Here is a 24,842-nt window from a genome sequence, read left to right on the forward strand (position 1 = left end):
GTCGCCGACGAGATCCCCAAACTCGCCGGACTCCGGAAACAAGGGCTGATCAGCGATGAAGAGTTCGAGGCACAGAAGCGACGGCTCATCAAAGGATGTGAAGCGCCCCACGCCACTCTGTGTTGGGCGCCTCCGTGCGCCCGGAGCGGCTACCGCATCACGCCGTCCAGATACGCCTGTACTGGTCCATACAGCCCGGCCGGGATGAGCTCCGGGATCTGGCCGAGCCGCACCCACCGCACCTCCGCCACTTCCCGCGGAGACGCCGGGTGGGCGGTGCCGGACAGGGGACGGCACCCCACGTAAACCACGCGCCAGCCAGTGCCGGGATGTACCCGCTCGCCCAGGACCAGCGGTGCCACGACGACGCCAGCCTCCTCTATCGCTTCACGGGCTGTCGCCTGGCCAGCAGTCTCGCTCGACTCGACCTTGCCGCTGGGAAACGTCCACAGCAGTGCGCCCGCAGGGGCGCTGCGGCGGCTCAACAGGACACGGCCACCATGGGTGATCACGGCGCCAGCGATTCTGGAAAGGGGCACGGAGGCATCATCCCGTCCAACGCTGGGGCGGCTTGCCGAGGAAACCCTCAACCTTTCCTCAGGAACCGGCAGTACCCGCGTAGCCTGTTCCCAGGCGGGACATCATGCTGTGCATGAACGCCGCACTAGCCGTCGACTTGACCCAGACTCGGCACTATCCAGTCGCTGGCCTCGTCCTTGCAGCCCTCGTCCTTGCCTGGGTGCTCCTGTCCATCCTGAGGGAATCCGGGGAAACCACCAAAGACGGCGATGGCCAAAACCGGAAGCCAACTCGCTGGCCTTTGTGCCGCGCTGCGCTCGGTTTCATCGCTGGCGCCACCATCTTCGTGCTCCTCTTCTGGCAAGGACCCTGGTGGTTCGACAGCCTCCACATCCGCAAAACTAAACTCGGGCCCGCCGACGGAGTCGTAATCACCGGTTTCCGCACCGGCCTCGTAGCCCTCGCAGCTGGCCTTGTCGCCGGAGCTGGCCTCTATTACACCCACAAGAAACACCAACTCGAACAGCAGCAGTTCGAACACGCTCGGCAGCAGTTCGCCGAAAGTCAGAAGCAGTTCGAGACCACCGTCCGCGAAGCTCAAAGGCGCGATGAGCGGCAGGCTGAACTCACCCGAGAGGGACAGGTCACCGGTCGCTATGTCGAAGCCATCAAGCTTCTCGCGGCTGAACGGGCACCCGAGAAGCTTGGTGGAATTTACAGTCTCGAACGGATCATGAGGGACTCGGAAAGAGACCGCGGCACCATCGCCGAGGTGCTGGCCGCCTATGTCCGGAAGCGGTTGGATGGGTCTGCTCCCGAGATCATGGAAATTCTGCGGGAAGAAGAGGAACTGGCGGCTGCAAGAAGGCGAGGTGGCCGCATTGACCCCCCACCGTCGGACCCGCCACCCCTAGTTCCCCTTCCCGAAGACATCCGTGCTGCGCTGACCGTACTTAGCCGGAATTGGGAAGAGGCAGCCTATCGAGCAGACCTGCGTACTCTTGACCTGACTCGCTGGGACGCTCGAGAGGTGCAGATGGTCGGAGTTTACGCGCCCAGTGTCCAACTCTCTTCCTCGGAACTGCCAGGTGCCGCGCTCAACAGATCCGACCTACATGATGCCGTGCTGGTCAATTGCAACCTCAAAGGTGCAGACCTCTCTCACGCCGAACTTTACGACTCCGCCCTGCTGGGTAGCCAACTCGCAAACGCCCAACTAGTAGGCACAATCCTTTACGATGCCGACCTCAATAAGGTCGACGCACGCCAAGCAAATTTCACGGGGGCTAACCTTTCTGGCGCGCAGCTCCGCGATGCCCGGCTCCAAGGGGCGACCTTTAGCTCGGCGAATCTCGACGGGGCGATGCTGACAAGGGCCCATCTCGAAGGAGCGGACCTGGCTACCGCTCATGGTGTCACTCCCGAACAAATCTGCCGAGCCTATATTCGCGAGAGCACCAGACTGCCAGCAGACATCGTAGGACACCCACAGGTACAGGCGCGCATCTCGCAATGTGCGAGCGAGACGAATGCGGGGTAGTCTCCACCAGCCTGGCAAGAGAAGTCCAGCGACATCAGGTCGATTTATCAGGTGTCCGGCGACAAGTCAAGGTGCCCCTCAGCGCCATGCCGACGATGGGTGCGGTGAGCCGCCATCCACGGAGCGTTTCTCCGACTCGCCTCTAACTCATCATAGGTTGATAAATCGGCTCTTCGAAGAGGCGTCCAAGCCCATACCGCGTGCGACTGGGAGGGCGAGGCTGATGCGCTCGAATATGTCGATGCGAGGCGCCTAGAAGCGCAATACCCTGTGCTAGTGACGAAAGCAAACGAGTGGATCACAGGCGGACAGCAGCGATTCGACAACCTCTTGGGGCGCATGATCCGCGAAGCCGCCACGCTGGAGATGTACCTCGAGCTGACCGTCAAGCAGCTGTGCGGCAGCCCCTATGGCGCTCTGCTGATCAGTGGTGAGAGCTCAAGCCGTGTCATTACTGCCTGCCGTGCCCTCGTGGATGCTCGCAATGACATACCGGAGGAAGGCAAAGAGGAGTTCAGGGCCTTGCTGGCCCAGGCGAAGCAGGCCTTCGAGCGGCGTCACCGCTACGTTCACGGCGCGATCGGCTGGGAGGGTGACGGGATCGCTGGCACTATGCGCAACAGGCGCCTGAAGGCGGAAGGTCAGTTCGAGCGTATTGACATCGATGACCTTGAGGCACTCGGCAACGAGTTCAATCGACTTACCTTCGTTGCCGGCAGCTGCCTAAGGCTCGCGACCGGCGAGTGAGTGGTGCAAGCGCCCCCTCGCGCTTCCGTGGGGGTAGAGGGCCAGCCCAAATCATCAACCGGCGAGACGCAGTGGGGAGCGGAGTGGGAGTGCTTCGAGGTCCGCGCTCCAGTCACTTGCCAGCTCAGCTTTGGCTCAGCCCACGCGATCTTGCATCCTCTCCCGGGCCGCAGCAGAACTGGAGCGGGTACCCGGCTCTGGACGAGATGTGGACGAGAAGTCGGTATGTTGAGCGGTGCATGCGCATCCCTGCTGGTCGGACGGGGTGCGAATGTTTGATCTTGAGAGGACAGTAAATCCGCCGGGCCCCCGCGCGGGGCGGCTGTAGGCCGTCGGAGGGCGGCCCGAGATGACCACAGCCGGCCTGGACCGCAGTACCTCCTACATTCATGGCACCGCTATGAGGCGGTCGCTGAGCGGCTTCTCCCCCAGGTGTTCCCCGACAGCGGAGGCTGCACGGAACTTCCCAGGTCGTAGGCGGCCAACGGAGCCCGCAGTAAGTCTGCTGATGGGCCTTCATTCCTTGAGACGGTCTTGGTACCTGTGCCCCCGGGATGGCGCGCGCGTCTACCTATGTCGATCTTGCGAGTGGTGGGCACCTGAGGGGTGTCCGTCTGCCGCGAGATCCCCCTCGAAGGCCGCCACGTCACAACGTCTCTCTGCGTCCATGGAGTTCGGTCTCAACGTGTTGGTCAGAAATGCGGAATCCACTGCAGTGCACAGAGTCGTTGTGCCAACCTCGCAGGCAGCCCGCTGGTTGACACACGCGCGGGCGGCCGTGGGAGCACCGTCGTGGGTGCGGAGGAGGCAGTGGGGATGGAGATTGAACTGGCGGATGCTGTCGCGGCGTTGCGTGATGAGCTGCTGGAGGCAGCCGCGCGTGGTGTCGGGCAGGACGTGGAGTTCAAGGTTGGTGCCGTGGAGCTGGAGTTCGCCGTGGAGTTGCGCGAGAGCGCGGAGGCCAAGGCCGGCTTTAAGGCATGGGTGGTGAGCGCGGAGGCACGGGGCGCCGTGGAGCAGGGGCGGACGCACCGGGTGACGATTTCGCTGCAGCCGCGGCAGCGTGGCGGAGGCGACTGGACGGTGGGCCGAGCTCGGGGCTGAGCCGGCTGGCGGGGGATGCGGCATGGATGAGCGTCGGGTGGTGTGTGTGGCCGGGCCCGCTGTGGGGTCCGGATATGTGATCGGCCCGCGGTTGGTGCTGGCCTCCGCGCACTGCACCCCCGCCGTGGGCGGCGATGTCGTGGTGCAGTTGCCGAGGCACGAGCCGCCGCGGGAGTACCGGGCGAAGGCCGTCTGGCGCGGCACGCCGGAGAAGGCCGATGACGCGGCACTGCTCTACATCACGGATGAGGCCTGGGTCCCGGTCAGCGGCGTGCCACTTCGCTGGGGCCGGTTGGTCACCGACACCCCCGGGGTGGCCTGCGAGAGCTGGGGATATCCGCAGGTGGTGCAGCGCCAGGGCAGCCCAGAGTTGTCCTGGCATCCGTTCGGAAGGGTGACGGCCGCCCCGCGCGCGGGCGGCGGGCGCTATGTGATGCAGGTCGGGGGCCAGTCCCCGGAGCAGTTGGAGGATGACGCCTCGCCCTGGGGCGGGATTTCCGGGGCCGCGCTGTTTTGCGGCGACCTGCTGGCGGCTGTCCTGGCCGTCGCGCCCAGGGGCTGGCGTCATAGCCAGCTGGAAGCGGTGCCGGTGCATGTGCTGCTGGCCGATCCTGAGTTCCGTCAGGCCCTGCGGGAGGGCGGGTACGGCGCCCTGCCGCGGTTGGAGCCGGTGGAGTGGCAGCACCTGGCCGAGTCGGCCTATTCCGGGCCTGCGAAGTCGCCGGCAGCGCTGCTGCGTGCCGACCGGCAGGTGGTGAGCTTCCACGGCCGTCAGGCGCTGCTGCAGGAGCTGGACGACTGGTGTGCCCGGGTCGGCTTCGACGTCAGATTGATCACGGGGCCGGCCGGGCAGGGCAAGACCCGCCTGGCGTATGAGCTGGCTGCACGGCTGGAGGCTGCCGGGTGGACGACGCTATGGCTGCGGAGCACCGCCGACGGCGGCGACATCGCGGCCCTCAAAGACGCCTCGGTTCCGTTGTTGCTGGTGGTGGACTATGCCGAGACCCGAACCGAGCAGCTGACGCATGTGTGGGAGGCCGCCGCCCGCCACGACGGGAGAGAAGCGTTCAAGGTGCTGCTGCTGGCGCGTACCGCCGGCGAGTGGTGGGAGGACCTGCAGACCAGCGGGCTGGCGCAGGAGCTGCTGGGCGCGGCGGTCACCACCCCGCTCTCCCCGCTCCAGCCCGATCCCAAGGAGTGGGCGGAGACCTACCGCCAGGCGGTGGCCGCCTTCGCCGAACGCCTGCCGCGAGTCGTCGGCCAGGAGCGGTCCGACTGGCGGGCGCTGGCTTCCCGGTTGTCCGCCCCTGCCGCCCATCCGGGACTGGGCCATGCCCTGACCTTGCAGATGCTTGCGCTCGCCGATCTCCTTGACGCAGCCGATCCCGTCATCGCCGACCAGTCCGCCGCCATGCTCGCCCCTTCGGTGGAAGATCGCCTGCTGGCGCACGAGGGCAGCTACTGGCAGCGCGGTGCCAACGCGCCGGGTCTGCCGCGGCTGGAGAGCCTCAAAGACGTCCTGGCCGCGGTCTTCCTTGCCGGCGCCGGTGACCGCGAGCAGGCCGATGCGCTGCTGCGCCGCGTCATCGGCACCGCCGACCCGGACCGGATCAGTGCCACCCGGACCTGGATCGCCGGCCTGTATCCCGGGAGCGGTGAGCTGCCATTCGGCAGCCTGCAACCAGATCGCCTGGCCGAACAACATGTTGGACGACGCCTGCAAAAGAACCCCGGCCTGGCCACGACGATCCTTCCTGGCGCCACCCACACCCAGCTCGCCCAGCTAGTGGCCGTCTACGCCCGTACCACCAGCCATCGCACCTTCCAGCCACTCGGTGCGGCACTCACCGCGCTATGCGTATCGAAGCCGGATGTTTTGGCGAGCGAGGCTGTGCAAGCCGTCCCTCAGACCGAGAATCCGCAGCCGCTGCTGGCCGCACTGCACACCATCGCGGAATCCCCGGATACCTCCTCCGAACTTGTTGAGCATCTGTGTGATGCCCTGCCCGAGACCAGTCACCGCCTCGGCGAACTGTCACTCCAGCTCACCATCCGACTCGTCGAGCATCATCGCGCTCAGGTGGCCGCCGATACAGCGCAGCTCCCCGACCTCGCCATGAGCCTGAACAACCTCGCCGTTCGGCTCGGGGCCCTCGGTCGGCGTGAGGACGGTTTGGCCGCCATCGAAGAAGCCGTTGCTGCCTACCGCGCCTTGGCGGAGGGTCGCCCGGACGCGTTTCTCCCCGACCTCGCCATGAGCCTGAACAACCTCGCCAATCGGCTCGGGGACCTCGGCCGGCATGAGGACGGTTTGGCCGCCATCGAAGAAGCCGTTGCTGCCTACCGCGCCTTGGCGGAGGGTCGCCCGGACGCGTTTCTCCCCGACCTCGCCATGAGCCTGAACAACCTCGCCGTTCGGCTCGGGGCCCTCGGTCGGCATGAGGACGGTTTGGCCGCCATCGAAGAAGCCGTTGCTGTCTACCGCGCCTTGGCGGAGGGTCGCCCGGACGCGTTTCTCCCCGACCTCGCCATGAGCCTGAACAACCTCGCTGTTCGGCTTGGGGACCTCGGTCGGCGTGAGGACGGTTTGGCCGCCATCGAAGAAGCTGTTGCTGTCTACCGCGCCTTGGCGGAGGGTCGCCCGGACGCGTTTCTCCCCGACCTCGCTGGAAGCCTGAACAACCTCGCCATTCGGCTTGGGGACCTCGGTCGGCGTGAGGACGGTTTGGCCGCCGTCGAAGAAGCCGTCAGCATCAGCCGCACCTTGGCGGAGGGTCGCCCGGACGCGTTTCTCCCCGACCTCGCTGGAAGCCTGAACAACCTCGCCGTTCGGCTCGGGGCCCTCGGCTGGCGTGAGGACGGTTTAGCCGCCATCGAAGAAGCCGTTGCTGTCTACCGCGCCTTGGCGGAGGGTCGCCCGGACGCGTTTCTCCCCGACCTCGCCATGAGCCTGAACAACCTCGCCGTTCGGCTTGGGGACCTCGGTCGGCGTGAGGACGGTTTGGCCGCCATCGAAGAAGCCGTCGGCATCCGTCGCACCTTGGCGGAGGGTCGCCCGGACGCGTTTCTCCCCGACCTCGCCACGAGCCTGAACAACCTCGCCAATCGGCTCGGGGACCTCGGTCGGCGTGAGGACGGTTTGGCCGCCATCGAAGAAGCCGTCGGCATCCGTCGCACCTTGGCGGAGGGTCGCCCGGACGCGTTTCTCCCCGACCTCGCTGGAAGCCTGAACAACCTCGCCGTTCGGCTCGGGGACCTCGGTCGGCATGAGGACGGTTTGGCCGCCATCGAAGAAGCCGTTGCTGTCTACCGCGCCTTGGCGGAGGGTCGCCCGGACGCGTTTCTCCCCGACCTCGCCATGAGCCTGAACAACCTCGCTGTTCGGCTCGGGGACCTCGGTCGGCATGAGGACGGTTTGGCCGCCATCGAAGAAGCCGTTGCTGTCTACCGCGCCTTGGCGGAGGGTCGCCCGGACGCGTTTCTCCCCGACCTCGCCACGAGCCTGAACAACCTCGCTGTTCGGCTCGGGGACCTCGGCTGGCGTGAGGACGGTTTGGCCGCCGTCGAAGAAGCCGTCAGCATCAGCCGCACCCTTGCCGTGTCCCGACCCGAAGTGCGCGGACCAGAGCTAGAGCAGTCCCTACAGGTTATGGAATGGCTGAAGTCTCGCTCCGGGGACAGCGGCTGATTCCGAGATCCCTCCCCCAAGCCTCCCCCACGAACGGATGTGTCAAGAAATGCTGCAGGTGACGCGGGGCCGGAGTAGCCCGCTGTAAATCTGCCGGCTCAGCCTTCCCAGGTTCGAATCCTGGCGCCGCCACGCTGAGAAAGAGATCCCCTCCGAACTGCGGAAACGTAGAGCGGAGGGGATCTCTTCGTTTCGCATGTCCCGGCGCCGGAAGGTGCGGCGGAACAGGGTGATGCGCCTCACCGGGCGGTGTCGCCGCGGAGTCAGGACACACGATCGTGGTCCCCGTGCAGTGCTGCGCGCATGCAGCGGTAGTGGCTGGAACTCCGCCCCCGCTCCCCACCGCGACCGCACGCTCCACCGCGGCTCCCCTCCACATCGCCCCCCACCGTCCGCCTAGCCCTGGCGCACGCCACCTCCCCAACGCACCCCACCCCTCCCGGACCCCGGACCCCCACCCCCGGCACACCCGATCAGCCCACCCACCCCCACGACCCCACGCACAAACCCCGCCCACCCAGGGCACACTGACTGCATGTCCAGTCGTCGCAGGCTCTGCCCCGAGTGCCGTCGCGAGATTGCTGTCGTCGCCGGCCGCTTCGCCCGGCACGATCCGCCCGGTGCGCGTGAGAGAGGGCAGCTCGTCTCGTGTCCGGGTTCTCGGAGACCGGCGGAACTCGGAGCGGTACAGCCGTCGTTGGACGGTTACGCGGTCCCCGTCGTACCCGGCCAGCTGCCCCTGTTCTGACATGCCGGGCGCCTACGCCCCCGCCCACAGGACCTTCCGCAAATCGCTCCGCAGCGTGCCCGACCGCAGCCCCTCCAGCCGTACGAGGGGACGCCCCGTTGTGAACTGCCGTGCCCAGTACGCGCGTACCGCCTCACGACCATGCAGCCGGCCGCCGTCCAGCATGTTCGGCATGTTCGGCACCTTCGGCCAGTCCACGTCCGGGCCCGGCAGGGCAGAGCGAAGACATCCCGTTCGGCGGCCGTCCTCAGTTGCCCGCCACCGACCTCACCGCCACCGACACCGGCGTGGAACCGCTCACCAGCTCCAGGGTCAGCCCGGCCGTCGCGGGCGTGTCGAGCAACTCCGCCAGTACGGCGGCCACGTCGTCACGCGGGATCGAGCCACGGCCGGTGTGTGCCTCCAGGCGCACGAGGCCCGTGCCCGCGTCGTCCGTGAGGGAGCCGGGACGCAGCACCGTCCAGTCCAGCGCGTCCAGGCTGGTGACGTAGGCGTCGGCCTCGCCCTTGGCGCGCAGGTAGACGTCGAAGATCTCGTCGCCCTCGTGCCGTGGGTCCGCGCCCATGGACGACACGATCACGAAGCGCCGTACGCCCGCCAGGACCGCCGCGTCCGCGAACAGCACCGCCGCGCCCTTGTCCACGGTGTCCTTCCGGGTCGCGCCGCTGCCCGGGCCCGCGCCGGCCGCGAAGACCGCCGCGTCCGCGCCCCGCAGAGCCGACGCGACCTCCTCGACCGAGGCCGACTCCAGGTCCAGCACGACCGGTTCGGCACCGGCGTCCCGTAGGTCGTCGCCCTGTTCCGCGCGGCGGATGATCCCCGCCGCCTTGATCCCGCGCGCGGCGAGCAGCCGCTCCAGCCGCAGCGCGATCTGACCATGACCACCAGCGATGACAATGCGCATGCCTTCGACCGTACGCCGGTACAGCCGCGCGCGCCTGTGCGCTTGTGCGCCCGTAGGTCTTTGGGCCGCTTCGCCAGCGGCTGCAAACCGCGTGCGGGTGCCGCTGCGTCCTGCCCGCCGCCCGCGCAGCTACCCGCGCCCCACAAAGGCGCCCGCAGCCGCTACGACACTTCCCCCCGCCCCTGCCGAGGCAGCCCCAACTCCGCTGCCGCCGCCGAGTTGCAGTACTCGCGCACCGCGCTCGTCCGTGCCACCACGCGCCCCCGGTGCACCACGATCCGGCTGTACGCCAGGGAGAGGGCGCCGGCCAGGCGGTCGCCACGTACCGCGAGCAGTTCGGCCGGGAAACCCGCCTCCACGCGGACCTCGGGCAGCCCGAGTACGGCCCGCGCCGACGTGCTGACGGTGTCGTAGGCGTCCTCGGGCCGCAGCCCGTACCGCGAGGCGAGCAGGTACGCGGCCTCCAGCGGGTCCCCGCGGCCCACCGGATTGCAGGCGTCCCGGAGCGCACCGCTGCCGGCGGCCACCCGGACCCCGGCCGCGCGCAACAGCCGTACCGGAGCCGTGCCCCGCCGGTCCACGCCCGCGCAGCCGCCCTGCGGAAGGCACACCACGGCGACTCCGGCCGCCGCGAGCTGGTCGGCGGTGCGGGAGACCACCTCGGCGGGGAGGTGGTCGAGGCCCGCGCAGGGGCTGAGGGTCACGCCGGGCCGCAGCCCCCCGGCCATGGCGGCGAGGCGGGCGAGCCGGGCCGGGTCGGTGGCGTCGGTGTGCAGGTCGACGGGGCAGCCGTGCTCGGAGGCCACCTCCAGGATCGCCTCGGCGTAGCCCGTCGGATCGGGGTCGAGGTCCGGGCAGCCGCCCACCACCGAGGCGCCCATCTTCAGCGCGTCCCGCAGCACCGCGAGCCCCTCCGCCCCGGCCACCCCGGTCAGCACCCTGGGCATCGCCACGGCCGTCAACTCGGCGAGCCCGCGCAGTGATCGCCGTGCCTGCAGTACGGCGGCCAGCGCGCCCAGCCCCTGGACGTCACCCACGCGGACATGTGCCCGCAGCGCGGTCGCCCCGTGCCCGAGCTGGAGGAGGGCGGCCTCCGTGGCCCGCCGCTGTACCTCTCGCGGATCGAAGGAGACGGGCCCCTCGACGTCGGCCGACAGCGCGGTGTCGCCGTGGGCGTGGGGCTCGGCGGGGGCGGGCAGGAGGAGGTAGCCGCTGAGGTCCACGCGTGCACCGCACGCGCGCGTGCCGCCCACGGCCAGGCTCCCGGCGGTGCCGACCGCCTCGATGCGCCCGCCGCTCAGCCGTACGTCCACGGTTCTGCCGTCGGTGAGCCGAGCACCGCACAACAGGAGGTCCGCGCCCTCGTACCGGCCCGACGACGCGGCACCCGACGAGGACGAGGAGTGGGACGGCTGCGGGTGGCTGTCGGGCATCGCGCTCCAGGGGCTCGGGGCTGCGGGGCCCGGAGCCGCCGGAACCGCGCAAGAGGACGCAAGATCACGCAGAGTGAGTCGAGCCTAGGGTGGCGGCGCACCCCTGACGGGGAGGAGCGCAATAGTCGTACCGGTGTGGTCCGCCGTACGGGAGGGGCCGGTGAGGCGGCCGGGAACGCCGTGGATCAAGGCACCCAGGGCTCCGCGAAACGGATTTGGGCGAACGGCGGCGGAGCGTGTAATGTCTTCATCGCTCGCCCCAATAGCTCAGTCGGTAGAGCGTCTCCATGGTAAGGAGAAGGTCTACGGTTCGATTCCGTATTGGGGCTCTGGTGTGAGAGGTTCCCGTCGCGAGACGGGAACTGATCGCATCGCAGCGGTGTAGCTCAGTCGGTAGAGCAAGCGGCTCATAATCGCTGTGTCACCGGTTCAAGTCCGGTCACCGCTACAGACAGTAGCCGATTGTGGGGTCGGTCCTTCGATCGGCTACTCTTCTATGCGTTAATCGTCCCATCCGTTCGTCAAGGAGCACTCCTGTGGCTGCCACCGACGTCCGCCCGAAGATCACGCTGGCCTGCGTGGAGTGCAAGGAGCGGAACTACATCACCAAGAAGAACCGGCGTAACAACCCGGACCGACTGGAGATGAAGAAGCACTGCCCGCGTTGCAACGCGCACACCGCGCACCGCGAAACGCGATAAATCAGGCTCGTACACGAGGCCGTCCCCGAGAGATCGGGGGCGGCCTCGCGTCGTTGAGAGACCCGATACCGGCCAGTAGAGCAACCAGGAGGTGCCGAGCCCATGGCGCTCGACCAGTCCTTCGTGGGGCGGACCTACCCGCCCACCGACCCCTATGAGGTGGGCCGGGAGAAGATCCGCGAATTCGCCGAGGCCGTGGGGGACACCAACCCCGCGTACACGGACCCGGAGGCCGCCAAGGCGCTCGGTCACCCCGACGTCGTCGCCCCGCCGACCTTCGTCTTCGCGATCACCTTCAAGGCCGCGGGACAGGTCGTGCAGGACCCGCAGCTCGGCCTGGACTACAGCCGCGTGGTGCACGGCGACCAGAAGTTCGCCTACGTCCGCCCCGTGCGTGCCGGCGACCGCCTCACCGTCACCTCCACCATCGAGGCGATCCGGTCCATGGCGGGCAACGACATCCTGGACATCCGAGGTGAGGTCCACGACGAGGCCGGCGAACACGTCGTGACCGCCTGGACCAAGCTGGTCGCGCGCGCGGCAGAGGAGGCGTGACAAAGAACATGACGGCGAAGATCGCATACGGCGACGTCGAGGTCGGCACCGAACTGCCCGCCCAGTCCTTCCCCGTGACCCGTGCCACTCTCGTCCAGTACGCGGGGGCCTCCGGGGACTTCAACCCCATCCACTGGAACGAGAAGTTCGCCAAGGAGGTCGGACTGCCGGACGTCATCGCGCACGGCATGTTCACCATGGCCGAGGCGATCCGCGTCGTCACCGACTGGACCGGCGACCCGGGCGCGGTCGTCGAGTACGGGGTTCGCTTCACCAAGCCCGTCGTCGTCCCGAACGACGACCAGGGCGCCACGATCGAGGTCAGCGGCAAGGTCGCCGCCAAGCTCGACGACAACACGGTCCGTGTGGACCTCACCGCGACCAGCGCGGGTCAGAAGGTGCTGGGGATGTCGCGGGCGGTCGTACGGCTGGCCTGAGACGGGTCAGGCCGAGTTGGGCCTGGTTGGGCCGGGTCGGGTCTGGTTGGTAAGGGGCGCTCTCCATTGCGGGGCGCTCCTTACCTGCGTCTGGCCCCCTGCCTGCGACAACGGGTGAGGGGGAGGAGGAGTTCCGGAGCCCTTGACGGAGTTAGTGATTGAGTACTAACTTACTTGCATGGTCAGGATGAGTGCAGAAGAGAGGCGTGAGAGCGTCATTCGCGCGGCGACGATCGAGTTCGCCCGCGGTGGCTACCACGGCACCTCGACCGAGGCGATCGCCAAGCGGGTCGGGGTCTCGCAGCCGTATCTCTTCCGGCTCTTCCCGGGGAAGAAGGCGATCTTCCTGGCGGTGGCCAAGCGCTGCATGGAGGACACCATCCGCACCTTCGCGGAGGCCTCGAAGGGCTTGGAGGGCGAAGAGGCCCTGCATGCCATGGCGGACGCGTACACCCGGGTCATCACGGAGCGGCCCGAGGTGCTGCTGATGCAGATGCAGATGTACGTCGCGGTCGGGGCCGCCGAGCAGGAGGGCGACCGCGAGTTCGGCGAGGCGGTGCGGACCGACTGGATGCGGCTGTGGGACACCGTCCACCTGCCGCTCGGCGCCGACATGAACGAGACGACGACCTTCCTGGCGTACGGAATGCTCATCAACTGCCTGGTGGCGATGGGTTTCCCGCCCCAGCACCGGGTCTGGGAAGGCCTGTACCCGTCGGCGCGCTCCAAGGGCCGACTGGAGCACTGAGGAACTTCGGAGAAACAAGGCGTCACCGGCGCCTTTTCATGATCGAGAAACTTAGTAATCAATAACTAATCGCCGATCACACCCGCTGGGGGAGCGATGTCACAGCAAGCACAAGCCGCACCGACCGCACGTCGCGGGGGAGCCGTCTGGGCCCTCGTCATCACCAGCGTCGCCGGATTCATGGCGGCCCTCGACAACCTCGTCGTCACCACCGCCCTCCCCTCCATCCGCGAGGACCTCGGCGGAGCGCTGCACGACCTGGAATGGACGATCAGCGCCTACACGCTCACCTTCGCCGTCCTGCTCATGACGGGCGCGGCACTCGGCGACCGCTTCGGCCGACGCCGCCTCTTCCTGATCGGCCTCACGATCTTCACCGGCGCCTCGGCGGCCGCGGCCCTGGCCCCCGGCATCGACTCCCTCATCGCCGCCCGCGCGGTCCAGGGCGTGGGAGCGGCGATCATGATGCCCCTCACGCTCACCCTCCTCACGGCAGCGGTCCCCGCCGCCAGGCGCGGGATGGCGTACGGCATCTGGGGCGCCGTCAACGGACTCGCGGTGGCCTCCGGACCCCTCATCGGCGGCAGCCTCACCGAACACATCTCCTGGCAGTGGATCTTCTGGCTGAACGTCCCGCTCGGAGTCGCCCTGCTGCCCCTCGCCCGCCTGCGCCTCGCCGAGTCCCACGGCACCGGCGCGCGCCTCGACCTCCCCGGCACCCTGCTCGCCAGCGGCGGTCTCTTCGGCATCGTCTACGGCCTGGTCCGCGGGCCCTCCGACGGCTGGACCGACTCCCTCGTCCTCCTGGCCCTGTTCACCGGCACCGCGCTGTTGGCGGCCTTCGTTATCTACAGCACCCGGGCCAAGAACCCCATGCTCCCCATGCGACTGTTCCGCTCCCGGGCCTTCTCCGGCATCAACGCGGCCAGCCTCCTGATGTTCCTCGGCATGTTCGGCTCGATCTTCCTGCTCAGCCAGTACATGCAGGGCGTCCTCGGCTACTCGCCCACCGAGGCGGGCCTGCGGATGCTGCCCTGGACCGGCATGCCGATGCTCGTCGCGCCGATCGCCGGGATCCTCTCCGACCGGATCGGCGGCCGCCCGGTCGTGGCCACGGGCCTCTTCCTCCAGGCGGCGGGCCTCGCGTACATGGCGTCCGTGGTCACCGTCGACGCGTCCTACGCCGCGCAGCTCCCCGGTCTGATCCTCAGCGGCATCGGCATGGCCCTGTTCTTCGCCCCCGCGTCCAACCTGGTCATGTCGAGCGTGCTGCCCAAGGAGCAGGGCGTAGCGTCCGGGGCCAACAACGCACTCCGTGAGGTCGGCGGGGCGCTGGGAATCGCCGTCATGGCGTCGATCTTCTCCTCGCAGGGCGGATACGAGAGCGGACAGTCCTTCGTCGACGGCCTCCGACCGGCGCTGGTCACCGGCAGTGCGGTGGTGGCGGTGGCGGGGGTTGCGGCCCTGCTGATTCCTTCGCGGAAGCGGGGTGCGGTGACGGAGCCGTCGCAGGAGGTGCGGGTGCGGGAGACGGTGGCCGGCTGATTGAGTGGCTGGGCTGGGGCCGGGCGCCTGATGGGGTGCCCGGTCCGGTAATCGGGCGGGTGCGGGTGCGCGGGGGCTTGTCGCGGTCAGCTGCGCTGGGCTGGAGCGGGGCGCCTATTGGGGTGCCGGGTCAGGTGGTCGGGCGGGTGCGGGTCCGTCGTGGCTGGTCGCGCAGTTCCCCGCGCCCCTGGGGGGTTGCAGTGAGCCTGCGCCAGGACGGGCGGTCGCCGGACCGTGCGGCACCACGGGCCGTTCGCCGGACCGCGCGGCACGACGGGCCGGTGGCCGAACCGTGCGGCACGACGGGCCGTTCGCCGGACCGCGCGCCCGCGGCGGGCCGTAAGCCGCGTACGGCGGGAAGGGGACGGGGTGGGGGGTGTCCGCCCGCAGCGGCCGGCGTCCGTTGCCGAGCGCATCTCAAGGCACAGCAACCGCCGGACCGAGGACGGATACCCCCCACCCCGGCCCCGACCCCCAACGCACCCGCACGCGCTACGCACGCCCCCACCGAGCCGAAACAGGCCGCCGCAGGCACCCCCGGCCACCCCCGTAGGCTGTACCGCGTGCAGGAACGACACGACGCCCCCCTCGCCCCCCTGACCACCTTCCGCCTCGGCGGCCCCGCCACCCGGCTCGTCACCGCGACGACCGACGCCGAGGTGATCGAGGTCGTCCGCGAGGCCGACGCCACCGGCACGCCCCTCCTCGTCATCGGCGGCGGCTCCAACCTCGTCATCGGGGACAAGGGCTTCGACGGCACCGCACTCGTCATCGCCACCAAGGGCTACGAACTCACCGGCACCGACCTCACCCTCGCCGCCGGCGAAGTGTGGACCGACGCCGTCACCCGCACCGTGGACGCCGGACTCGCCGGCATCGAATGCCTCGCCGGCATCCCCGGCTCCGCGGGAGCGACCCCCATCCAGAACGTCGGCGCCTACGGCCAGGAGGTGTCCTCCACCATCACCGAGGTCATCGCCTACGACCGCCACACCGGCGAAACCGTCACCCTCACCAACGACGACTGCGCCTTCTCCTACCGCCACAGCCGCTTCAAGGAGCACCCCACCCGCTACGTCGTCCTCCGCGTCCGCTTCGCCCTGGAGGACGCCCACGGCCTCTCCGCGCCGATCAAGTACGCCGAGACCGCCCGCACCCTCGGCGTCGAACCCGGCGACCGCGTCCCCCTCGCCCAGGCCCGCGAGACCGTCCTGAAGCTGCGCGCGGGCAAGGGCATGGTCCTGGACCCCGACGACCACGACACCTGGTCGGCAGGCTCCTTCTTCACCAACCCCATCCTCACGGCCACCCAGTTCGCGGAGTTCCACGCGCGCGTGAAGAACCACCTCGGCGAGGACGCCGAACCCCCCGCCTACCCCGCGGGCGACAGCCGCACCAAGACCTCCGCGGCCTGGCTGATCGACAAGGCCGGCTTCACCAAGGGCTACGGCACCGGCCCCGCCCGCATCTCCACCAAGCACACCCTCGCCCTCACCAACCGGGGCAACGCCACCACGGAGGACCTCCTCGCCCTGGCCCGAGAGGTCGTGGCGGGCGTACAGGACACCTTCGGCATCACCCTGGTCAACGAACCCGTGACAGTCGGCGTAGCCCTGTAGTCGACGTCACCCCGCAGCCGACGCCCCGCAGCCGACGCCTCGACGCCGACACCTCAGTACGCCACCCCCACCCCCTGCTTCACCACCCCCGCGTCCCCCACCATCCCCAACATCGCGTGCGCCACATCCGCCCGCGAGATGAACCGCCCCCGAGCCGGAAACCCCCCGACCACCACCCGGTACACCCCGGTCACCGGCTTGTCCTGAAGGCGTGGCGGACGTACGGCCGTCCAGTCCGTGCCGCTCGCCGCCAACTCCGCCTCCATCTCGCTCAGATCGGCGTAGACGTCCTTGAGCACGGCGGACACGAGCCCCCGCATCCACCGGTCCACCACCCCGTCGTTCACCGGCGCCGGCCCGACCGGAGCCGCGCTCACCACCAGCACCCGCCGCACCTGCTCCGCCACCGTCGCGGCCAGCAGAACCCGGGTCAGCCGCGCGGCGACCCCGGCGTCCTTGCGGCCGCGCGGCCCGAGCCCGGACAGCACCGCGTCCCGCCCGGCGACGGCGGGCCGCAGCACCTCCGCGTCGGTGAGGTCCGCCCGGACCACCTCCAGCCGCTCGCCCGTGACGGTCAGCCGGGCGGGATCCCGTACGACGGCGGTGACCTCGTGGCCCGCGGCCAGGCCCTGCCGGACGAGCTCCCGCCCTATGCCGCCGGTGGCGCCGAAAACGGTGAGTTTCATGGGTACTCCCGTGCTCGAAAGTAGGTGGGTGAGTATTCACTCACCTCTGCCTCCTCTAGAGTGAGTAAGTACTCACCCACTCGTCAAGACCCGCCACCGAACTCAAGGGGACGAATCAGCCATGGAGTCGAAGCCCGCCCGCGTCCGCATCCTCGACGCCGCCCACGACCTGATGCTCACCGTCGGGCTGGCCCGGGCCACGACCAAGGAGATCGCCAAGGCGGCCGGCTGTTCGGAGGCGGCGCTGTACAAGTACTTCACGAGCAAGGAGGAGGTGTTCATCCGCGTCCTCGCGGAACGGCTCCCGAGACTCGCCCCCCTCCTGCGCGAGCTCGCCGCCGAGCCGGGCCGCCGCCCGCTGGCGGAGAACCTCACCGAGATCGCCCGCCAGGCCGCCCTGTTCTACGAGCAGAGCTTCCCGATCGCGGCCTCGCTGTACGCCGAGACCCAGCTCAAGCGGCGCCACGACGAGGCGATGCGCGAGATGGAGTCCGGCCCGCACAAGCCGATCGAGTGGCTCGACGCCTACCTCAGGGCCGAGCAGTCCATCGGCCGCGTCGCCCCCGAGGCCGACACCTTCGCCGCCGCCTCCCTGCTGCTCGGCGCCTGCGCGCAGCGGGCGTTCGCCTACGACGCCACGGCGGACGGCGCACGGCCGCCGGTGGAGGAGTTCGCGGGGCGGCTGGTCGGCACCCTGCTGCGCGGAATCTCGGTTGCCGGGGACTCGGCGTGACCGTCACGCTGACCCCATGACGTCGAGGACCCCGCTGTGCGGCTGAGGCTCACATGCGGCTGAGGCTCACCGAGTTCAGACCCCGCACCGGCCCCCACGAACACCGTGTCGTCCAGCCCCGGCACACCCTGCGCCACACCTCGCTGACCGCACCGGAACCGATCGGCCTGCTCCTCGGCGACCACGACGGACTCAGTCGGCTCGCCGGCCTGTTCTCCTTCGCCGCGTACTCACGCCACACCGTCGTTCACATACCGCTGCGGGACGGGGTCCCGCCGGACGAGGGCTGGGGCGAGCGGGTCGACCTCGTCCTCGCGCACCACTCGTACGGGCTGCGCCCCAGCAGGTGGCCCGGTCTCCGGCGCGCACTCAAGGCAGGCGCCCCCCTGACCGTACGTACCGACGAGGCGCGTACGCAGAGAGATGCGGACGCCCGCCTGAGACGAGGAACGCGCGCCGACCACCGGGACGAACCGCGCCACGCCACGCACGCGCGTACGTTCTTCCTCTTCGGCAGCCGGGAGGACTTCGCCCTGACGGCCGTGAACCTCGCGTACGCGGCGGGCTGGGGGCCGCGGCAGAAGGGCGTCGCCGCAGGGCGCTCGGCCATGGTGACGGGGATCCGGCTCAAGGACGGGCCCGGCGGCGGGCACCCCTGCGAGGTCGTCGTCTCCTTCAAGGCCTGTCCGCCCTACGCCCACTTCAAGAGACCGGGTGACTGAGCCAGTCGTCCACCCCTGACAGCAGCTTGGCCTTCATGTCCTCCGGCGCGGCCGACGCCCGTACCGACTGCCGGGCCAGCTCCGCGAGTTCCGCGTCCGTGAAGCCGTGGTACTGCCGGGCGATCTCGTACTGCGCGGCCAGCCGGGACCCGAACAGCAGCGGGTCGTCGGCGCCCAGCGCCATCGGCACCCCCGCCTCGAACAGCTTCCGCAGCGGCACGTCCTCCGGCTTCTCGTAGACCCCGAGGGCCACGTTCGACGCCGGGCACACCTCGCACGTCACCTGCCGGTCCGCCAGCCGCTTCAGCAGCCGCGGGTCGTCCGCCGCGCGCACCCCGTGCCCGATCCGGTTCGCTTCCAGGTCGTCGAGACAGTCCCGTACCGACGACGGTCCGGCCAGCTCGCCACCGTGCGGCGCCGACAGCAGCCCGCCCTCCCGCGCGATGTTGAAGGCCCGGTCGAAGTCCCGTGCCATGCCCCGGCGTTCGTCGTTCGAGAGACCGAAGCCGACCACGCCCTTGTCCGCGTACCGCACCGCCAGCCGGGCCAGCGTGCGCGCGTCCAGGGGATGCTTCATCCGGTTCGCGGCGACCAGCACCCGCATCCCGAGCCCGGTCTCGCGCGAGGTCGTCTCCACCGCGTCCAGGATGATCTCCAGCGCCGGGATCAGCCCGCCCAGCCGGGGCGCGTACGACGTCGGGTCGACCTGGATCTCCAGCCACCCCGAACCGTCGCGCACGTCCTCCTCCGCGGCCTCCCGCACCAGCCGCCGGATGTCCTCGGGCTCGCGCAGACACGAGCGGGCCGCGTCGTACAGCCGCTGGAAACGGAACCAGCCCCGCTCGTCGGTGGCCCGCAAGCTGGGCGGTTCCCCGCTGGTCAGTGCTTCGGTCAGCGCCTCGGGCAGTCGTACCCCGTACTTGTCAGCCAGTTCCAGAACCGTCCCCGGGCGCATCGAACCGGTGAAGTGCAGGTGCAGATGGGCTTTCGGCAGCTCAGAGACATCACGTACACGCTCCATTCCAGGATCCTGCCGTACGTCACGGGCGTCCCGGTACCGCTTTCCCCTTTAGTGGTCTTGCTCGCACAAAAAAAGGGGCACCTCCTCACCCGAGGAGGTGCCCCTTTTCCTGCGGCGACCTCAGTCCCGCGCCTCCGCGAGCAGCTTCTGGATCCGGCTGACGCCCTCGACGAGATCCTCGTCACCCAGGGCGTACGACAGCCGCAGATAGCCCGGCGTGCCGAAGGCCTCGCCCGGGACGACCGCGACCTCGGCCTCCTCCAGGATCAGCGCGGCCAGCTCGACCGAGTCCTGCGGGCGCTTGCCGCGGATCTCCTTGCCGAGCAGGGCCTTGACCGAGGGGTAGGCGTAGAAGGCGCCCTCGGGCTCGGGGCAGAGCACGCCGTCGATCTCGTTGAGCATGCGGACGATCGTCTTGCGGCGGCGGTCGAAGGCCGTGCGCATCTCGGCCACCGCGTCGAGGTTGCCGGAGACCGCGGCGAGGGCGGCGACCTGGGCGACGTTCGACACGTTGGAGGTGGCGTGCGACTGGAGGTTGGTCGCGGCCTTGACGACGTCCTTCGGGCCGATGATCCAGCCCACCCGCCAGCCCGTCATGGCGTACGTCTTCGCGACACCGTTGACGACGATGCACTTGTCGCGCAGCTCGGGCAGGAGCGCGGGCAGCGAGGTGAACTTCGCGTCGCCGTAGACGAGGTGCTCGTAGATCTCGTCGGTCAGCACCCACAGGCCGTGCTCGACGGCCCAGCGGCCGATCGCCTCGGCGTCGGCCTCGCTGTAGACGGCGCCGGTCGGGTTGGACGGGGAGACGAAGAGGACGACCTTCGTCCTCTCGGTGCGGGCCGCCTCCAGCTGCTCGACGGAGACCCGGTAGCCGGTCGTCTCGTCGGCGACCACCTCCACCGGGACACCGCCTGCCAGCCGGATCGACTCCGGGTACGTCGTCCAGTACGGCGCCGGGACGATGACCTCGTCGCCCGGGTCGAGGATCGCGGCGAAGGCCTCGTAGATCGCCTGCTTGCCACCGTTGGTGACGAGGATCTGAGACGGGTCGACCTCGTAGTTCGAGTCGCGCAGCGTCTTGGCGGCGATCGCGGCCTTCAGCTCGGGGAGGCCGCCGGCCGGCGTGTAGCGGTGGTACTTCGGGTTCGAGCAGGCCTCGATCGCGGCCTGGACGATGTAGTCCGGGGTCGGGAAGTCGGGCTCACCGGCGCCGAAGCCGATCACCGGACGTCCTGCGGCCTTGAGGGCCTTGGCCTTGGCGTCCACGGCGAGAGTGGCGGACTCGGAGATCGCGCCGACTCGGGCGGAGACCCGGCGCTCGGTGGGAGGGGTTGCAGCGCTCATGGGCCCATCGTTCCAGACCGGAAACTTCCCCGGCACACGGGTTTCACAGACTGAACAACGGCTGAACAACCGTCCGGATTCGCGCCGCACGCTGGGCGATCTTCCGCCCCCAAGGCCCCTACGGGCGCTTTCTGTTCGACGAGGGGCCGCGGACCACGTACACTCTCACCTCGTTGGCCTTCAGCAGCCGCGCGTCCAGGTGCACACCGAGCACTCGGTCGGATGCGGTACGTTGGGGGACACACAAAGGGTCGTAGCTCAATTGGTAGAGCACCGGTCTCCAAAACCGGCGGTTGGGGGTTCAAGTCCCTCCGGCCCTGCTACACACACCGCCAGGATGTGTGCGCATGTACGTACAGCAATGCACCGCCGTGCGGCTCCAACCGGGCGCGGCACGGCCACGACCCGGGAACAGGTGAGGACGAATGGCGGATGCCGTGGGCTCCATCGACACGCCTGGCGCCCAGGACGAAGTGCCGGAGTCCAAGAAGAAGGCCCGCAAGGGCGGCAAGCGTGCCAAGAAGGGCCCGCTGAAGCGTCTTGCGACCTTCTACCGGCAGATCGTCGCCGAACTCCGCAAGGTCGTCTGGCCGTCGCGGAACCAGCTGACGACGTACACGACCGTGGTGATCGTCTTCGTCCTCGTCATGATCGGCCTGGTGACCGTGATTGACTATGGACTCAACCACGCCGCCAAGTACGTATTCGGCTGAGCACAGAGCGAAGGGCGCCGAGGTTACCGGCGCCCCTTTTCGCATGTTCCACCCCATGTATCCAGGAAGAAGCAGCCACCGTGTCTGACCAGAACCTGAACGACGCCATCGAGCCCGACGAGTCTGTCGACGACGAGCTCGACATCGTCGAGGGCGCGGACGAGGACCTGGACGAGGTCGAGGCTGCCGACGCCGAGGCGGGCGAGCCCGCCGAGGAATCCGCCCTTCACGTCGAGGACGAGTCCGAGGTCGAGTCCGGCGGTGACGTCGAGGCCGTCGAGGACGAGGCCGAGGAGGAAGAGCCGGCCGAGCCGGTCGACCCCGTCGCCGCCCTGCGCGAGGAGCTGCGGACCCTTCCCGGCGAGTGGTACGTCATCCACACCTACGCCGGTTACGAGAACCGCGTGAAGACCAACCTCGAGCAGCGCGCCGTCTCGCTGAACGTCGAGGACTACATCTTCCAGGCCGAGGTGCCGCAGGAAGAGGTCGTCCAGATCAAGAACGGCGACCGCAAGACGATCCGTCAGAACAAGCTCCCCGGCTACGTGCTGGTGCGCATGGACCTGACGAACGAGTCCTGGGGCGTCGTCCGCAACACCCCCGGCGTGACCGGCTTCGTGGGCAACGCCTACGACCCGTACCCGCTGACCCTGGACGAGATCGTCAAGATGCTCGCCCCGGAGGCCGAGGAGAAGGCCGCCCGCGAGGCCGCCGAGGCCGAGGGCAAGCCGGCGCCTCAGCGCAAGGTCGAGGTCCAGGTCCTGGACTTCGAGGTCGGCGACTCGGTCACCGTCACCGACGGCCCGTTCGCCACCCTCCAGGCCACGATCAACGAGATCAACGCCGACTCCAAGAAGGTCAAGGGTCTCGTCGAGATCTTCGGTCGTGAGACCCCGGTCGAGCTGTCCTTCGACCAGATCCAGAAGAACTAGCTTCTTCCGGCAAGAGCTTCCGACCAGGTCAGGCGGGCTTTCACAGCTTGCCTGACCTGCTCGGTTTTTGGCCGCGCATCTATACCCGCTATCGTTGTGCGGTATGCCTGCGTTCGGGTGGTCCCCGTTCGCAGGCAGGACCCGAATCGAAAGGACCCGGAGAGCTATGCCTCCCAAGAAGAAGAAGGTCACGGGGCTCATCAAGCTCCAGATCCAGGCCGGCGCCGCCAACCCGGCTCCGCCGGTCGGCCCCGCGCTGGGTCAGCACGGCGTCAACATCATGGAGTTCTGCAAGGCCTACAACGCGGCCACCGAGTCGCAGCGTGGCTGGGTGATCCCGGTGGAGATCACGGTCTACGAGGACCGCTCCTTCACCTTCATCACCAAGACCCCGCCGGCCGCGAAGATGATCCTCAAGGCCGCGGGCGTGGAGAAGGGCTCCGGCGAGCCGCACAAGACCAAGGTCGCCAAGATCACCCAGGCGCAGGTCCGCGAGATCGCCACCACCAAGATGCCCGACCTCAACGCCAACGACCTGGACGCCGCCGCGAAGATCATCGCCGGCACCGCGCGTTCCATGGGCGTCACGGTCGAGGGCTGAGCCCCAACCCCCCGTAAGGCAAGCAGAAGTGGCAGGGCCTGCTCGGCCCGTACCACGACTCCTTTCAGAACACACAGGAGCAGTTGTGAGCAAGCGCAGCAAGGCTCTCCGCGCTGCGGACGCCAAGGTCGACCGGGAGAAGCTGTACGCCCCGCTCGAGGCCGTCCGTCTCGCCAAGGAGACCTCCACGTCCAAGTTCGACGGCACCGTCGAGGTCGCCTTCCGTCTGGGTGTCGACCCGCGCAAGGCCGACCAGATGGTCCGTGGCACCGTGAACCTCCCGCACGGCACCGGTAAGACCGCCCGGGTCCTGGTCTTCGCGACCGGTGACCGTGCCGAGGCCGCTCGTGCCGCGGGCGCCGACATCGTCGGCGCCGACGAGCTCATCGACGAGGTGTCGAAGGGCCGTCTGGACTTCGACGCCGTCGTCGCCACCCCGGACCTCATGGGCAAGGTCGGCCGCCTCGGCCGCGTGCTCGGTCCCCGTGGTCTCATGCCGAACCCCAAGACCGGCACCGTCACCCCCGATGTCACCAAGGCTGTCAACGACATCAAGGGCGGCAAGATCGAGTTCCGCGTCGACAAGCACTCGAACCTGCACTTCATCATCGGCAAGACGTCGTTCGACGACACCAAGCTGGTGGAGAACTACGGCGCGGCGCTGGAGGAGATCCTCCGTCTGAAGCCGTCCGCCGCCAAGGGTCGCTACATCAAGAAGGCCGCCATCAGCACCACGATGGGCCCCGGCATTCCGCTGGACTCCAACCGCACCCGCAACCTCCTCGTCGAGGAGGACCCGGCCGCGGTCTGAGCCACCGGCAGGTTCACGGGCCCCGCACCTTTCGAGGTGCGGGGCCCGTTCCCATGTCCGGGTGCCGTGCTCTGGGTTAGCGTGCGAGCAGGGCACTTGCACCAGGGGGACACATGAAGAGGACGACGGTCCGGCTCACCACGGCCGCCGCACTGACGGCACTGACCGCCTGCACGTCCTCCCACTCCTCCGGGAAGCCGGAGCAGGACCGGCCCACGGCCTCGGCCCCCGCCGCCCTCCCGGCCCTGCGCACCGCGGAGCGCTCCACCGAGCGGGCCGAGACGGCCCGGGTGAGCTCCACCACCGTGCTGGGCACCCAGCTGTCCCTCACCGCCGACGGCGTCCTCTCCTGGCGCGACGGCCTCTCCGGCGCCCTCACCATCGACTACACCGGCGGCAGCGCGGCCGAGACGATGCGCGGCCTCGGCGTCACCTCCATGGAGGCCCGCTATCTCTCCGACGCCTACTACGCGCGCGTGGGCGACACCTTCGCCGCGAAGACGGGCGGCAAGCACTGGCTCAGGTACGCCTACGACGACCTGAAGACCCTCGGCGGCGGCGCCGACCTCGCCGACCAGATGCGCTCCACCACCCCCGACCAGTCGGTGCGGCTGCTGCTGGACTCCGACGACGTGCGCGAGCTCGGCAGGCAGACCGTGGACGGCCAGGCCACCACGCACTACGCCGGCACCGTCGACGTCGAGGACGTCACCGACACCGAGCTCCAGCAGCGCCTCCAGGACGCCGGTGTCACCGCCGAGACCCTCGACATCTGGATCAACGAGAAGAACCTGCTGGTCAAGAAGGTCGAGATGACCAGCACGGCGAACGGCCGGATGACCCAGACCGCCCACTACAGCGACTACGGCGTCAAGGTCGCCGTACAGAAGCCGCCGGCCGCCGACACCGAGGACTTCAAGACCCTCCTGTCACAGTCGGGCACCAACCCCACCTGAGCCGCAGGGAATTCACGGACCCCACCCGTCCC

25 protein-coding genes and 3 tRNA genes are annotated in these 24,842 nt (G+C 69.0%); 21 read left to right on the forward strand and 7 right to left on the reverse strand.

Annotated features, from left to right (window positions below; translation table 11 throughout):
- Positions 1–149 precede the first annotated feature (149 nt).
- Entirely contained in the window at positions 150–539 is a 390-nt protein-coding gene (locus IOD14_RS04080) for an NUDIX domain-containing protein (protein WP_212669679.1), read from the reverse strand.
- 200 nt (positions 540–739) lie between these two features.
- Between IOD14_RS04080 and IOD14_RS04085 the strand changes: the two genes are divergently transcribed.
- The 5 genes from IOD14_RS04085 to IOD14_RS44160 all read left to right on the forward strand — a co-directional run bounded on the left by IOD14_RS04085 (position 740) and on the right by IOD14_RS44160 (position 8,346).
- On the forward strand, positions 740–2,059 hold the full coding sequence (locus IOD14_RS04085; RefSeq protein ID WP_212669680.1) for a pentapeptide repeat-containing protein: 1,320 nt from the start codon (positions 740–742) through the stop codon (positions 2,057–2,059).
- Positions 2,060–2,335: 276 nt separating this feature from the next.
- On the forward strand, positions 2,336–2,806 hold the full coding sequence (locus IOD14_RS04090) for a hypothetical protein (RefSeq protein ID WP_212669681.1): 471 nt from the start codon (positions 2,336–2,338) through the stop codon (positions 2,804–2,806).
- An 816-nt stretch (positions 2,807–3,622) separates the two neighbouring features.
- Entirely contained in the window at positions 3,623–3,910 is a 288-nt protein-coding gene (locus IOD14_RS04095) for a trypco2 family protein (protein ID WP_037722285.1), read from the forward strand.
- Positions 3,911–3,932: 22 nt separating this feature from the next.
- Positions 3,933–7,598 (forward strand): tetratricopeptide repeat protein, encoded by a 3,666-nt coding sequence (locus IOD14_RS04100; protein WP_212669682.1) that lies wholly within the window; start codon positions 3,933–3,935, stop codon positions 7,596–7,598.
- Between the two features lie 535 nt (positions 7,599–8,133).
- Positions 8,134–8,346, forward strand: coding sequence for a hypothetical protein (locus tag IOD14_RS44160; RefSeq protein WP_123991082.1), 213 nt, complete (start codon positions 8,134–8,136; stop codon positions 8,344–8,346).
- Between the two features lie 12 nt (positions 8,347–8,358).
- On the opposite strand, the gene IOD14_RS04105 is transcribed toward IOD14_RS44160, so the two are convergent.
- From IOD14_RS04105 to IOD14_RS04115, 3 genes are all read right to left on the reverse strand, one after another.
- Entirely contained in the window at positions 8,359–8,520 is a 162-nt protein-coding gene (locus IOD14_RS04105) for a hypothetical protein (protein ID WP_249125824.1), read from the reverse strand.
- A gap of 73 nt (positions 8,521–8,593) precedes the next feature.
- Positions 8,594–9,250 carry an SDR family oxidoreductase gene (locus tag IOD14_RS04110; RefSeq protein ID WP_212669683.1) on the reverse strand — a complete coding sequence of 219 codons (657 nt, stop codon included), beginning with the start codon at positions 9,248–9,250 and terminating at the stop codon, positions 8,594–8,596.
- A 161-nt stretch (positions 9,251–9,411) separates the two neighbouring features.
- Positions 9,412–10,683, reverse strand: coding sequence for an amidohydrolase family protein (locus IOD14_RS04115; RefSeq protein WP_212669684.1), 1,272 nt, complete (start codon positions 10,681–10,683; stop codon positions 9,412–9,414).
- 256 nt (positions 10,684–10,939) lie between these two features.
- Between IOD14_RS04115 and IOD14_RS04120 the strand changes: the two genes are divergently transcribed.
- The 8 genes from IOD14_RS04120 to IOD14_RS04155 all read left to right on the forward strand — a co-directional run bounded on the left by IOD14_RS04120 (position 10,940) and on the right by IOD14_RS04155 (position 16,288).
- Positions 10,940–11,012 (forward strand) — tRNA-Thr (locus tag IOD14_RS04120).
- A gap of 46 nt (positions 11,013–11,058) precedes the next feature.
- A tRNA-Met gene (locus tag IOD14_RS04125) sits at positions 11,059–11,131 on the forward strand.
- 88 nt (positions 11,132–11,219) lie between these two features.
- Complete coding sequence (gene rpmG / locus IOD14_RS04130) at positions 11,220–11,384, forward strand: 50S ribosomal protein L33 (RefSeq protein ID WP_003948671.1); 165 nt, start codon at positions 11,220–11,222, stop codon at positions 11,382–11,384.
- A 102-nt stretch (positions 11,385–11,486) separates the two neighbouring features.
- Entirely contained in the window at positions 11,487–11,939 is a 453-nt protein-coding gene (locus IOD14_RS04135; protein ID WP_123991085.1) for a MaoC family dehydratase N-terminal domain-containing protein, read from the forward strand.
- An 8-nt stretch (positions 11,940–11,947) separates the two neighbouring features.
- The gene (locus IOD14_RS04140) at positions 11,948–12,376 is read left to right on the forward strand and encodes a MaoC family dehydratase (RefSeq protein WP_123992818.1); all 429 of its coding nucleotides are present in this window, start codon (positions 11,948–11,950) and stop codon (positions 12,374–12,376) included.
- A gap of 178 nt (positions 12,377–12,554) precedes the next feature.
- A complete protein-coding gene (locus tag IOD14_RS04145; protein WP_174269207.1) occupies positions 12,555–13,124 on the forward strand; it encodes a TetR/AcrR family transcriptional regulator in 570 nt (189 codons plus the stop codon).
- Between the two features lie 96 nt (positions 13,125–13,220).
- A complete protein-coding gene (locus IOD14_RS04150) occupies positions 13,221–14,669 on the forward strand; it encodes a DHA2 family efflux MFS transporter permease subunit (RefSeq protein ID WP_212669685.1) in 1,449 nt (482 codons plus the stop codon).
- A 563-nt stretch (positions 14,670–15,232) separates the two neighbouring features.
- Positions 15,233–16,288 (forward strand): UDP-N-acetylmuramate dehydrogenase, encoded by a 1,056-nt coding sequence (locus IOD14_RS04155; protein ID WP_212669686.1) that lies wholly within the window; start codon positions 15,233–15,235, stop codon positions 16,286–16,288.
- Between the two features lie 53 nt (positions 16,289–16,341).
- Here IOD14_RS04155 and IOD14_RS04160 read toward each other — a convergent pair whose 3' ends face one another.
- Entirely contained in the window at positions 16,342–16,974 is a 633-nt protein-coding gene (locus tag IOD14_RS04160; RefSeq protein WP_212669687.1) for an NAD(P)H-binding protein, read from the reverse strand.
- Positions 16,975–17,095: 121 nt separating this feature from the next.
- Here IOD14_RS04160 and IOD14_RS04165 point away from each other — a divergent pair, with 121 nt between their 5' ends.
- A complete protein-coding gene (locus IOD14_RS04165; protein ID WP_212669688.1) occupies positions 17,096–17,707 on the forward strand; it encodes a TetR/AcrR family transcriptional regulator in 612 nt (203 codons plus the stop codon).
- Positions 17,708–17,760: 53 nt separating this feature from the next.
- The gene (locus IOD14_RS04170) at positions 17,761–18,429 is read left to right on the forward strand and encodes a hypothetical protein (RefSeq protein ID WP_212669689.1); all 669 of its coding nucleotides are present in this window, start codon (positions 17,761–17,763) and stop codon (positions 18,427–18,429) included.
- Here the strand turns inward: IOD14_RS04170 and IOD14_RS04175 are convergent.
- Positions 18,410–19,450: an adenosine deaminase gene (locus IOD14_RS04175; RefSeq protein WP_123991092.1), complete on the reverse strand. Its 1,041-nt coding sequence runs from the start codon at positions 19,448–19,450 to the stop codon at positions 18,410–18,412. The two genes, IOD14_RS04170 and IOD14_RS04175, sit on opposite strands and share 20 nt — an antisense overlap.
- Positions 19,451–19,570: 120 nt before the next feature.
- Positions 19,571–20,797 carry a pyridoxal phosphate-dependent aminotransferase gene (locus IOD14_RS04180; protein WP_212669690.1) on the reverse strand — a complete coding sequence of 409 codons (1,227 nt, stop codon included), beginning with the start codon at positions 20,795–20,797 and terminating at the stop codon, positions 19,571–19,573.
- Positions 20,798–21,044: 247 nt separating this feature from the next.
- On the opposite strand from IOD14_RS04180, the gene IOD14_RS04185 reads away from it, so the two are divergent.
- The 6 genes from IOD14_RS04185 (at position 21,045) to IOD14_RS04210 (ending at position 24,810) form a co-directional block, all read left to right on the forward strand.
- Positions 21,045–21,117 (forward strand) — tRNA-Trp (locus IOD14_RS04185).
- 105 nt (positions 21,118–21,222) lie between these two features.
- Complete coding sequence (secE, locus tag IOD14_RS04190) at positions 21,223–21,510, forward strand: preprotein translocase subunit SecE (protein WP_123991094.1); 288 nt, start codon at positions 21,223–21,225, stop codon at positions 21,508–21,510.
- 80 nt (positions 21,511–21,590) lie between these two features.
- The gene (gene nusG, locus IOD14_RS04195) at positions 21,591–22,442 is read left to right on the forward strand and encodes a transcription termination/antitermination protein NusG (protein ID WP_123991095.1); all 852 of its coding nucleotides are present in this window, start codon (positions 21,591–21,593) and stop codon (positions 22,440–22,442) included.
- A 166-nt stretch (positions 22,443–22,608) separates the two neighbouring features.
- On the forward strand, positions 22,609–23,043 hold the full coding sequence (gene rplK / locus IOD14_RS04200; RefSeq protein WP_007384044.1) for a 50S ribosomal protein L11: 435 nt from the start codon (positions 22,609–22,611) through the stop codon (positions 23,041–23,043).
- 85 nt (positions 23,044–23,128) lie between these two features.
- On the forward strand, positions 23,129–23,854 hold the full coding sequence (gene rplA / locus IOD14_RS04205) for a 50S ribosomal protein L1 (protein ID WP_020118519.1): 726 nt from the start codon (positions 23,129–23,131) through the stop codon (positions 23,852–23,854).
- Between the two features lie 113 nt (positions 23,855–23,967).
- Positions 23,968–24,810 (forward strand): LppX_LprAFG lipoprotein, encoded by an 843-nt coding sequence (locus tag IOD14_RS04210; RefSeq protein ID WP_212669691.1) that lies wholly within the window; start codon positions 23,968–23,970, stop codon positions 24,808–24,810.
- Positions 24,811–24,842: the final 32 nt, after the last annotated feature.

It is taken from the genome of Streptomyces sp. A2-16 (assembly GCF_018128905.1).
In the GTDB taxonomy this organism is placed as follows: domain Bacteria; phylum Actinomycetota; class Actinomycetes; order Streptomycetales; family Streptomycetaceae; genus Streptomyces.